15 protein-coding genes are annotated in these 13,481 nt (G+C 42.5%); 11 read left to right on the forward strand and 4 right to left on the reverse strand.

The window, feature by feature from the left end:
• Positions 1-98 precede the first annotated feature (98 nt).
• The 9 genes from cobA (at position 99) to tatA (ending at position 8,539) form a co-directional block, all read left to right on the forward strand.
• The gene (gene cobA / locus E4K68_RS01845) at positions 99-1,613 is read left to right on the forward strand and encodes a uroporphyrinogen-III C-methyltransferase (protein WP_135377032.1); all 1,515 of its coding nucleotides are present in this window, start codon (positions 99-101) and stop codon (positions 1,611-1,613) included.
• Positions 1,610-2,785, forward strand: a complete 1,176-nt coding sequence (nirJ1, locus tag E4K68_RS01850; protein ID WP_135377033.1) for a putative heme d1 biosynthesis radical SAM protein NirJ1 — start codon at positions 1,610-1,612, stop codon at positions 2,783-2,785. The genes cobA and nirJ1 overlap by 4 nt, the downstream gene beginning before the upstream one ends.
• A 95-nt stretch (positions 2,786-2,880) precedes the next feature.
• The gene (gene hemB / locus E4K68_RS01855) at positions 2,881-3,864 is read left to right on the forward strand and encodes a porphobilinogen synthase (protein WP_135377034.1); all 984 of its coding nucleotides are present in this window, start codon (positions 2,881-2,883) and stop codon (positions 3,862-3,864) included.
• Between the two features lie 162 nt (positions 3,865-4,026).
• Positions 4,027-5,046 (forward strand): AsnC family transcriptional regulator, encoded by a 1,020-nt coding sequence (locus tag E4K68_RS01860; protein WP_135377035.1) that lies wholly within the window; start codon positions 4,027-4,029, stop codon positions 5,044-5,046.
• Positions 5,047-5,068: 22 nt separating this feature from the next.
• Positions 5,069-6,358, forward strand: coding sequence for a glutamate-1-semialdehyde 2,1-aminomutase (hemL, locus tag E4K68_RS01865; protein WP_135377036.1), 1,290 nt, complete (start codon positions 5,069-5,071; stop codon positions 6,356-6,358).
• Positions 6,359-6,428: 70 nt separating this feature from the next.
• Positions 6,429-6,722 (forward strand): hypothetical protein, encoded by a 294-nt coding sequence (locus E4K68_RS01870; protein ID WP_135377037.1) that lies wholly within the window; start codon positions 6,429-6,431, stop codon positions 6,720-6,722.
• Between the two features lie 82 nt (positions 6,723-6,804).
• Positions 6,805-7,254 (forward strand): hypothetical protein, encoded by a 450-nt coding sequence (locus tag E4K68_RS01875; protein ID WP_135377038.1) that lies wholly within the window; start codon positions 6,805-6,807, stop codon positions 7,252-7,254.
• 111 nt (positions 7,255-7,365) lie between these two features.
• Entirely contained in the window at positions 7,366-8,136 is a 771-nt protein-coding gene (locus tag E4K68_RS01880; RefSeq protein ID WP_135377039.1) for a peptidase, read from the forward strand.
• Positions 8,137-8,335: 199 nt separating this feature from the next.
• On the forward strand, positions 8,336-8,539 hold the full coding sequence (gene tatA / locus E4K68_RS01885) for a twin-arginine translocase TatA/TatE family subunit (protein ID WP_135377040.1): 204 nt from the start codon (positions 8,336-8,338) through the stop codon (positions 8,537-8,539).
• Between the two features lie 89 nt (positions 8,540-8,628).
• Here tatA and E4K68_RS01890 read toward each other — a convergent pair whose 3' ends face one another.
• Together E4K68_RS01890 and E4K68_RS01895 are read right to left on the reverse strand one after the other, a co-directional pair.
• Positions 8,629-8,892, reverse strand: coding sequence for a spore coat protein (locus tag E4K68_RS01890; RefSeq protein WP_135377041.1), 264 nt, complete (start codon positions 8,890-8,892; stop codon positions 8,629-8,631).
• Positions 8,893-8,921: 29 nt separating this feature from the next.
• Positions 8,922-9,125 carry a hypothetical protein gene (locus E4K68_RS01895; RefSeq protein ID WP_243450215.1) on the reverse strand — a complete coding sequence of 68 codons (204 nt, stop codon included), beginning with the start codon at positions 9,123-9,125 and terminating at the stop codon, positions 8,922-8,924.
• Between the two features lie 221 nt (positions 9,126-9,346).
• Here E4K68_RS01895 and E4K68_RS01900 point away from each other — a divergent pair, with 221 nt between their 5' ends.
• The gene (locus E4K68_RS01900; protein ID WP_135377042.1) at positions 9,347-10,417 is read left to right on the forward strand and encodes a tetraprenyl-beta-curcumene synthase family protein; all 1,071 of its coding nucleotides are present in this window, start codon (positions 9,347-9,349) and stop codon (positions 10,415-10,417) included.
• Positions 10,418-10,482: 65 nt separating this feature from the next.
• Here the strand turns inward: E4K68_RS01900 and E4K68_RS01905 are convergent, their stop codons facing one another.
• Positions 10,483-11,475, reverse strand: a complete 993-nt coding sequence (locus E4K68_RS01905) for a polyprenyl synthetase family protein (protein WP_135377043.1) — start codon at positions 11,473-11,475, stop codon at positions 10,483-10,485.
• Positions 11,476-11,644: 169 nt separating this feature from the next.
• Here E4K68_RS01905 and E4K68_RS01910 point away from each other — a divergent pair, with 169 nt between their 5' ends.
• Positions 11,645-11,851: a hypothetical protein gene (locus tag E4K68_RS01910; RefSeq protein WP_135377044.1), complete on the forward strand. Its 207-nt coding sequence runs from the start codon at positions 11,645-11,647 to the stop codon at positions 11,849-11,851.
• A gap of 333 nt (positions 11,852-12,184) precedes the next feature.
• Here E4K68_RS01910 and E4K68_RS01915 read toward each other — a convergent pair whose 3' ends face one another.
• Entirely contained in the window at positions 12,185-13,453 is a 1,269-nt protein-coding gene (locus E4K68_RS01915; protein ID WP_135377045.1) for an MFS transporter, read from the reverse strand.
• Positions 13,454-13,481: the final 28 nt, after the last annotated feature.

The following is a 13,481-nucleotide window of genomic DNA, read 5'->3' on the forward strand; positions in this document are numbered from 1 at the left end:
ATTTTGTGGAACTATTTGACAAGGAGAAAGTTATTTATAAATACTTTAAAATAGTATACAATCTATATTGTGAGATAATTGAATAGGAGTGTTCAGCTTTGAATAAAGGATATGTATTTTTAGTGGGTGCTGGTCCAGGAGACCCGAAGCTAATCACCATTAAAGGATCAGAATGTATTGCCAAGGCAGATGTCTTAGTTTATGATCGCTTAGCTTCGCGGCGTCTTTTAACGTTAGCCCGTCCGGATTGTGAGCTTATCTATGTGGGGAAATCTCCCGATCGCCATACACTAAAACAAGATGAAATTAACCAATTGCTCGTGGATAAAGGACTGGAAGGGAAAGTTGTGACCCGCCTTAAAGGGGGAGATCCTTTTGTTTTTGGCCGGGGAGGAGAGGAAGCAGAAGCTTTACTCGACGCAGGTATTCAGTTCGAAGTCGTACCGGGCATTACTTCTGCCATCGCTGTTCCAGCTTACGCAGGTATCCCAGTGACGCATCGGGACTTAACCTCTTCGTTTGCAGTCATTACAGGGCACGAAGATCCTACTAAAAATGAAACAACCATTCACTGGGACCACCTTGCTAAGTCCCACGGAACGCTCGTTTTCCTCATGGGTATGGAAAACCTACCTTTGATCGCACAAAAGTTGATAGAAAATGGTAAAAAGCCTAGCACTCCAGTGGGGATTATTCAATGGGGCACGCGGCCAGAACAACGCACGCTCGTTGGACAACTTGAGACGATAGCAACAGAGGTTAAAGAGCAGGGAATTACAAATCCGGCTATTATCATTGTCGGCGAAGTCGTCTCTTTGCGGGAAAAACTCCAGTGGTTTGAGAAGCAACCCTTGTTTGGGCAACGGATCGTTGTGACTCGGGCGCGGCATCAGGCGAGCGAGTTGTCCCAGGCTATTGAATCATTGGGTGGGGAAGCTTGGGAATTCCCGACTATTGAAATTGCCCCTCCCTCGGACAAGTCCTATTTTTTGAAAGCGATTAATAATCTCAACTGTTTTGACTGGCTCATCTTCACTAGTGTAAACGGAGTCGAAGCATTTTTTACTGAGCTAAAAATCCAAAAGCGAGACGTACGAGACCTAGTGGGACTCGAAATAGTCGCTATTGGTCCCGCGACGCAAGCATCTTTAGAGAAAAGAGGGCTACGCGTTGCTTTCGTACCGGAAGAGTACCGGGCTGAAAAGATTGTTGAAGGTTTATCAAGCCGGGTTACATCTGGACAAAGAGTTTTACTGGCTCGGGCCGAGGAAGCGCGGAATATTTTGCCAGAGTCACTGAAGGCTATGGGCGTAGATGTGTGGGATGTACCGGTATATAAGACTGTGCTTGGTGGAGCAAATCGCGAAGAATTGCAACGCCTCCTTCGCGATAAAGAGATTCATTCAGTCACATTTACGAGTTCCTCGACGGTTAGGAATTTCATGACCCTATTGGATGGCGAGGTATCCCTATTAGACAATGTCGCTCTCTATTCCATTGGGCCCATCACTAGTTCTACAGCTCGTAGACTTGGGTTAACAATTTATAAAGAAGCCACTCAATACACGATTAGCGGACTTGTCGAAGCATTACTGGAGGGAAATAAAACATGATTAGTGTTACGAAACTTTTATTTGGTACGGAATATTTTGGAGACTCTCTGCGTTATAACAAAGACTCTCATGGTGCGAGGAACGGAACAACGATCGGTTCTGGGCCTGTTGTCGTATGGAATTCGACCAAGACGTGTAACCTAAAATGTGCTCATTGTTATATGGAGTCTGATGCTCAAAAATACCAGGGAGAAATGACGACAGAAGAAGCTAGGCAGTTTATCGATGATCTGGTAGAATTCAAGTCTCCCGTCCTTCTTTTTTCCGGCGGTGAACCGTTAATCCGACCCGACTTTTTCGAATTGGCTGAGTATGCAATCTCGAAAGGACTACGGGTAACACTTTCTACGAATGGTACGCTGATCACCCCTGAAGTGGCAAAGCGCATCAAAGAGATTGGAATCTCCTATGTTGGAATCTCCCTCGACGGACTTGAAGATGTCAATGACAAGTTCAGGGGCAAAGAGGGAGCCTTTAAGGCGGCAATGCAAGGAATTCAAAACTGTGTAGCTGTGGATCAAAGGGTGGGACTACGCTTTACCATTAATCATCACAATATAAAAGAATTAGATAAGATTTTCGACTTCATTGAAGCGGAAAATATTGATCGTGTTTGCTTTTACCATCTGGTCTACTCAGGCCGTGGCAACCAAATGATTGCAGAAGATGTGACTCCGGAAGAATCTCGTCAAGCCATGGATACGATTATTCGAAGAACTCGTGACTTCGAAGAACGCGGTTTGAAAAAGGAAATATTAACGGTAGATAACCATTGTGATGGCGTCTATATGTACCTCCAGGCTTTGAAAGAAGACCCTGCGAGAGCTGAAAAAATCAAGGGCTTGATCGGTCTCAATGGGGGAAACCGTTCGGGAATTGCATTTGGAGAAGTTGACCCGTTGGGAAACGTGCACCCGGACCAATTCACTCAGCACATCACATTCGGGAATGTCCGTGAACGTAAGATTGAGGATATCTGGACAGATTTGTCTCACCCAACGCTAGCGGGTTTAAAAGAGCGCAAGACCTTGTTAAAAGGACGTTGCGCGGCTTGTCAGTACCTTGACATGTGTAATGGAAACTTCCGGACGCGTGCGGAAGCAGTGAGCGGGGATTTCTGGGAATCAGATCCAGCATGCTATTTGACAGATGAAGAGATTGGGATTAAATAGGAACGGAAATAGGATGAACGGAAATGAAATTGCACGTTTCATTCATTGGCTTAGCTACGACGAGGAGGAAGATTTAGTACTTGGGAGGTCGTATTATGGAACTTATAAGGCGCCCGCGCCGTTTGCGGGCTAACGAGACGATTCGAAGTATGGTTCGAGAAAACCATCTTAGAGTTGAGGATTTAATATACCCTATGTTTGTCATGCCAGGAGAGAAAAAGAGGGTGGAGATTTCCTCCATGCCTGGAGTTTATAATTTTTCTCTGGATGAATTCGTCTTAGCCCTTCAGGACGTTGTCGACCTAGGGATTCCTGCAGTTTTGTTATTCGGAATTCCGGAGAGCAAAGATAGTATAGGGTCAGGGGCTTACCATGAGCATGGAATTGTTCAGGAAGCTGTACGCTTGGCCAAAAGACAATTCCCAGAACTCTATGTCATTACTGATGTTTGTCTGTGCGAATACACTGATCACGGGCATTGCGGATTGATTGATAATGGGCAAATCTTAAATGATCCGACCCTTGATCTACTTGCTCAGACCGCGGTTTCTCAGGCACGCGCTGGAGCGGATATGGTTGCCCCGTCGGATATGATGGATGGGCGTGTCGGCGCTATTAGGGAAATGTTAGATAAAGAAGGATTTTCTCATATCCCTATTATGGCGTATTCGGCTAAGTTTGCCTCAGGATTTTATGGACCTTTCCGCGATGCGGCGGGTTCTACCCCGCAATTTGGAGATCGTAGAACGTACCAGATGGACCCGGCGAACGGGGACGAAGCGATGCGGGAGACAACCTTGGATATTGAAGAGGGAGCTGACCTCATTATTGTGAAGCCGGCCTTATCCTATGGAGATATTATCTATCGAACTAAGGAAAAATTTGGCGTGCCGCTTGCCGCTTATAATGTCAGCGGGGAGTACGCGATGGTGAAAGCGGCTGCAGCAAATGGGTGGATCGATGAGAAGCGTATTGTACTGGAAGCCTTGGTAGGCATGAAACGAGCTGGTGCGGATTTACTGATCACTTATCATGCGTTGGATGTAGCGCGCTGGCTCAAAGAGGTGGGACAAACATGATAGTTTCTTGGAATACAACAAACGACTGTAATATGTACTGTGATCATTGTTACCGAGATGCCGCGTGCGGCGGTTGTCGTGCCCGCGCATCTTATTACAATGAAGGAGATTACATGGCGGAGGAGCCTTGGTGCTTATACCATGGAAGGAAGGGGAGTTAGTATGGATTCAATCGATCGAGCCCTATTGAATGCCATCCAAAATCAATTCCCGATTGCCCTTCATCCCTATAAGATTCTCGGTGAAGCGGTAGGTGCGACGGAAGAAGATGCCTTTAAACGGATTCAACGTCTTCGGCAGGAAGGGATTATTCGTCGTTTAGGTGGCGTCTTCGATTCTCGTCGTTTAGGGTACTACAGTACCTTGTGTACGGGCAAAGTTCCAGAAGAAAAAATCCCCCTTTTGGCGAAACTACTCAATGAGATCCCTGGTGTGACCCATAACTATATTCGTAACCACGAGTATAACAGCTGGTTTACGCTCATTGCCCGCTCTCAGGCCGAAGCAGAACGTATTCTGCAGACTATCCGCGATGCGATAGGGATTTCTGAAATCTATAGCCTTCCAGCTACCCAATTGTTTAAGATCAATGTCAATTTTGATTTTGATTTATCAGATGATGATATCGACGAAGAAGATGTCAATGTTTCAGGTGAAAATGATTCCAATAGCGCGCAGAGAGAAACTATCACCCCTTTTGAATTGAGCAATATGGACATTTCACTGATTCAGGTGTTACAGGGGAATCTGCCGGATTCCCCTACACCCTTTACCGCATTGGCTCAAATTCTCCAGTGGCGGGTTGAGGATGTTATCTCTTGTGCAAATCGTTTATCGGAAGCGAAAGTAATCCGCCGCTTTGGCGCGGTTCTTCGACATCAAAAGGCAGGTTTCGTAGCGAACGCCATGGGCGTTTGGCAAGTTGATCCAGAAAAGGCCGCAGAGGTTGGGAAGACCATGGCGCTTTTTAAGGAAGTTAGCCACTGTTACCAAAGACCAACACTACCCGATTGGCCATACAACCTCTTTACGATGGTACATGGACGAACCGCGGAGGATTGCGGGGATGTGATGAAGAGAATTTCCCTTGCTACAGGAGTACAGACGTATTCTATGCTATTTAGTACAGCTGAACTAAAAAAGAGCAGTATGCAATATTTTTTAGAAGAAGAGACTGACTAGAAACGAGAAAGGGGGCATTCGGTTGTCTTTTATAGATGAAAAAAGCCGACAAGCCTTTGTGATAGCCCAAAAGGTTATTCCCGGTGGGGTGAATTCACCGGTAAGAGCCTTTAAATCCGTAGGGCGGGACCCTATATTCATCGACAGGGGTGAAGGAGCGCACATCTGGGACATCGATGGTAATCGTTACCTGGACTTTGTCGGTTCGTGGGGACCGCTCATTGTTGGGCATGCTCATCCAGACGTAGTTGCAGTGATTAAACAAGTAGCTGAGCGTGGGACGAGTTATGGCGCACCAACGGAAGTTGAAACCGTTTTGGCCGAAGAAGTTTTAAAGGCCTATCCTTCCATGGAGATGATCCGTATGGTCAACTCCGGTACGGAAGCGACTATGAGTGCTTTGCGTTTGGCGCGTGGGGTTACAGGTAGAACAAAAATTGTTAAGTTCGAAGGCTGTTACCATGGGCATTCAGATCAACTGTTGATTAAGGCGGGGAGTGGAGCGCTGACCTTTGGTGTTCCCACGTCTCCTGGAGTTCCAACACAGATCGCTTCTAACACAATTGCAGCTCAGTTTAATGATTTGGAAGGTTTAAAGGAACTCTTTCGGCGAGAAGGGGAGGAGATCGCTTGTGTGATTCTCGAGCCCGTAGCCGGCAATATGGGCGTGGTCTTGCCCGATCCAGGCTTCTTACAAGGAGTTCGCCATTTAACGGAAGAGTATGGGGCCTTACTTATCTTTGATGAAGTGATGACTGGTTTTAGGGTCAGTTATGGTGGGGCACAGGGTTTCTATGGAATTGACCCGGATATAACCTGTCTTGGTAAAGTGATTGGCGGGGGACTTCCGGTCGGGGCTTACGGGGGAAAACGACGTTTTATGGAACAAATTTCTCCTAGTGGTCCTATTTATCAAGCGGGAACCCTTTCAGGTAATCCGTTAGCCATGAATGCTGGATTAGCGACCTTAAAATTGTTGCAGCACCCAGGAACCTATGAGGGTTTGCAACATAAAACATCCCGACTTGCTGAAGGCCTAAAGCAGCTTGCCCAAGAAATAGGACTCCCTATTTGGGTTAATGCCGTTGGGGCGATGTTTTCGGCTTTTTTTACAGACGTTCCGGTCAAGGATTATTCCAGCGCCTGCACATCAGATGTGGAACGGTTCGCTAAGTTTTTCCGAGGAATGCTGGAACAGGGCATTTACTTAGCTCCCAGTCAATTTGAAGCTGTCTTCGTTTCGACAGCTCATACAGAGGGAGACATTGACCAGACACTAGAATTAGCTCGTAAAGTCTTTAAAACTCTATAAAGTGGGTAAAATGGGGCGTTTTGAGTAGGGAGAAAGTGATGATCCTTAATTTTAAGGGGTGTTTGTCTGAATGGAACGCAAACGCGTTATAAGAACTTTTATCACCTTCGTATTATTTGCGGCCCTTGTAGCGGTGATTATTATTTCCCAAAATCGCGATCCTTCCAATCCTCATAGCTCAGTACCTAAAGAGACCTGGATTCATGGACCGAAAGGCCATGGATATGCTGTGTTAAACAATCAGCAGCCTTGGAAGCAGTGTTATACTTGTCATGAGAAGAAAGGGCTTGGTGGAGAAACGTATTGTCAGAGTTGCCATGATCAGTCGGGCGTGAAAGTAGTTATTCCTAAAAAACCGCAGTGATTCTTATTCTAGATAACCTCCCTTTATAAGTAGTAATTACAAGTCACCTTGTAAATACTACTTATAAAGGGAGGTTGCTTCTTTGAAAGATCGATTTTACTATGGCTTTTTTGCCGGAGTCATTGCGGGTATTCCAATGGTAATATTCAACTTGGTTTCTTATTATTTACTCAATCTTGCACGTATCAGATACTTGAATTGGGCAGCGGTCTTGATATATGGGAATTTCCCGCTAAATGCTTTTGATTCGATCTTAGCCCAAATTGTTCATTTCGGATTTTTGGGATTTGCAGGAATAGTGTTTGCTCACTTTATTCCCTTGGTGACGAGCAGACATTATCTTTTTAAAGGTTGGGTTTATTCTATGGGAATTTTTTTTCTTACTTATTCCGTAACCTTGATCTATAAAGTTCCAGGACTACAAATAATTCAACCCTATACAGTTCTTTCAAATCTCATATCTACTTCGATCTTTGGTTTAGCTCTTGCAGAAGTGTCCAACCGCATAGTAAGCACTAAATCAATTAACTGATTAAAGGTATACACCAAAATACATTAAAACTAAATAAGGTCCTCCCAAGATTCACCATATATACCTACTTGTAATAATATGGTAAATAAGGATGGTATTGGGGGGGTTAGTTTGAACGCAGAGGATCGGGTTTACTACATTGAGCGATTAGAACATTTGCGAGCTTCAAAAGTCTTGGTATATTTTTCTCACACACCGCTAGATGACACTATATTGGTCCCTCTCTATAAACAGCTGAAAGAAATTGGTCATACTCGAAAAATCGATTTGTTTTTGTTGAGTTATGGCGGTGCAGTAGATACACCCTATAAAGTTGTGAAGCTGATCAGGGAGTTTTGTAAAGAGTTCGCGGTCATTGTTCCGTTTGTGGCTAAATCAGCAGCTTCAATGCTCGCACTTGGAGCTGACGAAATCGTTATGGGGCCGATCTCTGAGCTTGGACCGATCGATCCACTCGTTAAGCACCCAATTTATAAAGATGTCTGGATACCCGTTCAAGCTGTTTGGCATTGTTTGGATTACTTGCAAAGGTTAATGATTGATAGTCCTGACCCAGATATGGCAGCATTTATCGTAACCCCCTTGCTTAACAAGCTTGACCCATGGCTTATTGGAGATTACGAAAAAACTTTGAAGGCATCCCGACAGTACGCTGAAATGTTATTATCATGCTACATGTTAAAAGACGATCCTGAACGGGTTGAGAGCGTTGCACAGGCTCTGATAGAGGGGTATTATTCACATGGATACCCAATTGGTCGTCGTGAAGCCAAGGAACTTGGGCTTCGAGTCACTGAAGCCCAAGACGAGCTTTGGGACGTAATTTGGGAATTGTATCTTGGATATGATGAAATCTTTAAAGACCGAGATGATAAAAAATGAATGTCGGTCATTGGGTTATGAAAAAAGACTTGCTTTGAGGAAGCCTTTTTTCATAGCGCTTATGGTTTGATTTTTCATGAATTTCCCACGAAAAACATGTTGCGTATCGTCCATTTATGCTGTAGGATAAGCCTGTGTATGATTACAGATACTATAAAAGTTAACGCTCAAACCTTAGAATTATTTGGAGGTGGACATTATGCTTACAACGTTTGGGTTTCTTACGCCGATGACAGCAGGTATTTTTCTTGTCATCGCTTTGGTTATTTTTGGACCCGGTAAGTTGCCAGAATTGGGAAAAGCAATGGGCAAAGGGATAAAAGAATTCAAAGCTGCCAGTGAGGGCGAAGAGGTAAAGGAAGAAGTTAAAGAGGTTAAGGCTGTAAAAATTGAAAAAGAATGATTTGTTAATATGTAAAAGATGGAGCCGAAATTCGGCTCCATCTTTTTATGGTGTAATGGTATTTAGATTTAACCGTAATTTGATTCAAATTACGCCTGTAATGGTTTGAACTTATCCTTGGCCTTTTGAACTTCCTGAGCTTGGGCATCAGAAGTAGGATACCATCCCTTTTGATTCATCATATTATACAGATTTTCATGAATGCTATGTTCCTCAGTAAGGATATCCTTAAGGTTTTGCCTTAAATTAGCACATGTTGATTCCGTAATAAACGTATTCACCGTAGAGGTGCAATGTTTTTCAGACGTCAAGAGATCTGTTAAAATTTCTTGTTCTGACAGAGTGTTTTGCATAGTCAACTTAATCCCGTCCCTTCTTTATTTTATTGATGAGAATTCAAATAATTAAGCAGGGTATCATAATGCTTACGATGTTGCCCGGAAATAGAAGAAAGTTGGGAGCTAATTGCGGGATCCTGGACAGATTGTGCCGCTTGAGCAAACTTATGAACTAGTAAAGCTTCTGCTCCGAGTTGATCATTTAAAATGTCCAAATTTTTGGCTGTCAGTTCTGGCATTGAAGTCATAATCATTCTCCTCTCAGTACAATTTAACAACACATATAGAATGTCGCAATAAAGGATAAAGTATGTTCGGAAGATAAAGGAAGAATACTTCTGAGATCTAGTTTGTCACAATGAAATAAGTTGTTTTAAAATGGATATGAAGGTTGAATATGATCCTATTTTGGTAAGACTATTTTTAAAGAAGAAAAATCTCCTCTATATTTAATGAAGGGAATCAGTTTATGAATACGCTGTTTGTTGTACCTATGAATCGCCCTAAGTTAATATATCAATTTGTATCGAAGGTTTTCCCGATGGTTAAACAGGAGCTTAACAAATGGCAGAGGAGAGCCGCTCAGTTACCGGATGCAAGCTTAAGACTGCAGGCCTCAGAGAGCATTCGCTTAAAGGCGTTCCATTGCCAAGGAGGAAGCATATTCGCACTTTATCCGGGTGTCAAAAGCTTCGATGCCATTCAATTCATAGTTGCTTATCAAACTATGAGCGATTATCTTGATAATCTGGTCGATAGCCTTGAGGTTCAGGATGAATTGGCTTTTTATCAATTGCATTTAGCGATGCAGGAGGCTTTAGATCCCAGGGCGGTCCTTTCTGATTACTATTTGTATTACCCTTATCGTGACGACGGAGGGTATTTAAACCGGCTGGTCAAAACCTGCCAAGAAAGCCTCAGGAAGTTACCGTCGTATGAATTAGTTCGGGAAGAAGCCCTTGAGTTGGCTAAACTCTATTCTCACTTACAAACCTACAAACACTTAGCGCTGGTAGACCGAGAATCAGTGATGCTGAACTGGATTAAGCCATATTTAAGTGTATATTCGGAACTAACATCCTGGGAATTTGCCGCGGCAACAGGTTCAACCTTAGGAGTTTTTTGTCTTTATGCGGCCGCTTATAACCCTCAATTATCGGCAAGGCACGTAGAGAAGATTAAGCAGACCTACTTTCCATGGATATGTGGTCTACATATTTTATTAGATTATTTCATTGATTTACGAGAAGACAAAGAGACAAACCAGTTGAATTTTGTGGCGTATTATGAAGATAATGCGATGACGTCGCGGCGGTTGCATTTGTTTATTGAAAATTCCTTTAAACAAGCGGAACGGTTGGATTATCCAAAGTTCCATAAAGCAGTTGTTCAAGGCCTCCTAGCCATGTACTTGTCTGATAAAAAGAGTATGGACATAGATATTCGATCCATGACAAAGTATCTATTAAAAGCTAGTGGGTTAGGAGTAAACCTGATGTACAGGTTGTGCTGCTATTTGCGTAAAATGAAGTTGCTTTAAAAAGAAAGAGATCAACATTGGCATGGAGTAATGCCAATGTTGATCTCTTTTCATGGGACGAGGGTCTAAGTTGTACGATGTAAGATAGAATCCGCTAAATCAAGAAGAGCTGATTTGTATGGGCTAGAAGAAAGTTTATCTAAGCTTGCTTTGGCCTTTCTAATGCATTCAGTGGCTGTCGCATGAGCTTGATCAAGGCAGCCAGAACAAATGAGAGCCTCATTAATGCTTTGGGTGCCTTGACGTGTAACCTTACGCGTGTTCATAATTTCTCTGAGCCAATTTCCATAAATGGGGTTATCGAGAAGATAAAGAATAGGTAGTGTAATATTTCCATTGACGAGATCTGCACCGACAGGTTTGCCTAAAGATTCTGAATCACCACTGAAATCAAGGATGTCATCCGTAATTTGATAGGCGTAGCCAATGTTTAGTCCGTATTCTCTCATGAGAGCTACTTCATTTGAAGATGCACCAGCAAGTGAAGCCCCCGATTGACAGCATGCAGCCAATAGAATGCCTGTTTTCTTGGCAATTCGGTTGAAATATTGTTGCGTGCTAACTGAAATTGAAAATTGCTCATCCGCTTGATTCACTTCTCCATCACACATGGCCTGGATAGCTTCGACAAGGTAGTTCATGCTAGCCAGTAGTTGATGGGTAGAAAGAATTTTAAAGGCTTCTGCAAAGAGGTAATCCCCAGTCAGAATCGCTGCATGGTTACCATAGAGGGAATTTAAGGTTGGTTTTCCACGTCGGGTAGCAGATTCATCAATCACATCATCATGAACCAATGAAGCCATATGAATAAGTTCTGTCGCAACAGCTGCTTGGATCATCATGGGGTTTAAAGGGCTAAAACACATCCCGCTATAAAGAGTGAGGAGTGGTCTAATCCGTTTCCCGCCGGATTGAAACAAATTCATACTGGTTTGTTGAATGAGGCCATCCGCTTTATCAAGCACGATCTGTAACTGATCTTCAACAAAGAGCAGCTCAGTAAATCGAAGAGTAGGAATCGACGAGTCCGTTGTGTTATAAAGTTGTTGTATGCTCATAGCATCCGCCTCTGCCCTCTATCTAGAATTACAAATTGCCTTTATATTATGTCGCAAAGGTAAAGATAGGATACCTATAGGAAAAAATATTTCCAACAAGTAAAAGAATTGAGTAAGAATCATTCAGTGGGGAAATCTAACAATAATAAACGTAGAGGAGGGAATTTAAATGAGTAATGAAAATGATAAAGAACATGCATCACAATTAAATCGCCAACCATGGGAACCAGCCGGGGTTGTGAGTGTTGTTCAGGATGACACAACCCCGAATTACGGTAAAAATGGGCGCAAGAATGCAAAGGGTGGAATGCTTACCTTAGAGATTGATGAAATATTCCACAATAAAGGGATCATGGAAGGAACTCAAATAGAATAGATTTAAACTCAAATAAACTAGAGACAATAAAAGCGAAGCCCTATTTAAAAAGGGCCTCGCTTTTATTGATTTAATTAATATATAGATCGTTAATTGGCAGAAAGTTATCGAAGATATGGGTGGCATGTTGTATCAAGCAATGGGTATTAGCATTAGGTATAGGTGGTAGACTAAATATAGAGGTGAAGGAGTAAATGGCTAAATATAGCGTGTGGAAGGATCTAATCAAACCAACCATAATTGCATACATACTTGCGTGTGCAATCCCCGCCGGGATAGCTGGTGTTTATTATATATATAGTACATATTTCTAAAGCTGGCTTTCGTAAAAGTTTAATGTTCATAGTCGCAGGTTTTGACTTTGGCCCTTCCTTTAGCTTTAATCATAAATAAGAGCATTAATAAGGCAGTCAAACTAATGGCTGATACTCCACTCAATAAAAACGATGTATCAGCTCCGAATTTATCAGCGGTAAAACCAGCAAACATATTGCCAATTGGAGTCGCACCAGCAAACACCAAGGAATAGACGCTCATGACTCTTCCTCTGTATTCATCAATGGCCGTGATCTGAAGAGTGGAATTTGCAGTTGTGCTGAACCATATATTAAATAGCCCAGTAACGACTAATAAGATTGCAGTATAATAATAAGACTTAGTAAAACTAACTAATATAAGCATGATGGAGACCATCACTACACTTCCTATTAAAACCTTGGCTTTAGGTCCAGATTTACTTTTCACGGATACCATTAATGCGCCGAATAATGATCCTAATCCCAAGGCTGACATTAAGACCCCATAGACCTTTTCTCCTAGATGAAGCACATTTTTAGTGAACACAGGAATTAAAATATTAAAATTAAAGATGAAGATACCTACAATTAAAACCATCAAAATTGTCTGAAGTAGGGACTGTTCTCCAGCAATATACTTTAAGCCGTCTTTGATCTCTTGAAGCACGTTGTTCGAACCCCTTTTTCTTACATAGGGGGTTATCTTAATTTTAATTAGACTGACTAATACAGCCAGAAAGCTAAATCCATTTAATAGAAAACACCAACCTGCACCAAAAGACGCCATGACTAAGGCACCAATTGCAGGTCCTACTATTCTAGCTAGGTTAAAGGTAGCAGAGTTCAGGGCAATGGCATTCATTAAATCCTTTTTGCCGGCCATTTCAATGGTAAATGACTGTCTTGTAGGCAGGTCAATGGTATTGCAAAAGCCCAAGATTAATGCCAACGTAAGAACATATCCATATCTTACTGTATGGGTAAAGACAAGTGCAGATAATGTAAAGGCTAAGATCATCGAAGTGAATTGAGATATTAAAAGTATTTGTCGTTTGGGGTATCTGTCAATTACCACACCCGCAAACAATGAGAAGAGAGTGAGTGGTAAAAATTGAACCGCTCCTAGTAAACCTAATAGGAATGGAGACCCAGTTAGTGAAAAAACGAGCCATGTCTGCCCTATGCTTTGCATCCAGGTTCCTATCAAGGAAACACATTGTCCGAACCAAAAAATTCGGAAATTATCATGGCTTAAAGCAGGAAAACTTTGTCTGATTATATTTCTGGAAACTTTAAAGATATTCATTGTAAACACCTTTTCATGTTGTTTGTCT

It is taken from the genome of Desulfosporosinus sp. Sb-LF, assembly GCF_004766055.1.
In the GTDB taxonomy this organism is placed as follows: Bacteria; Bacillota; Desulfitobacteriia; order Desulfitobacteriales; family Desulfitobacteriaceae; genus Desulfosporosinus.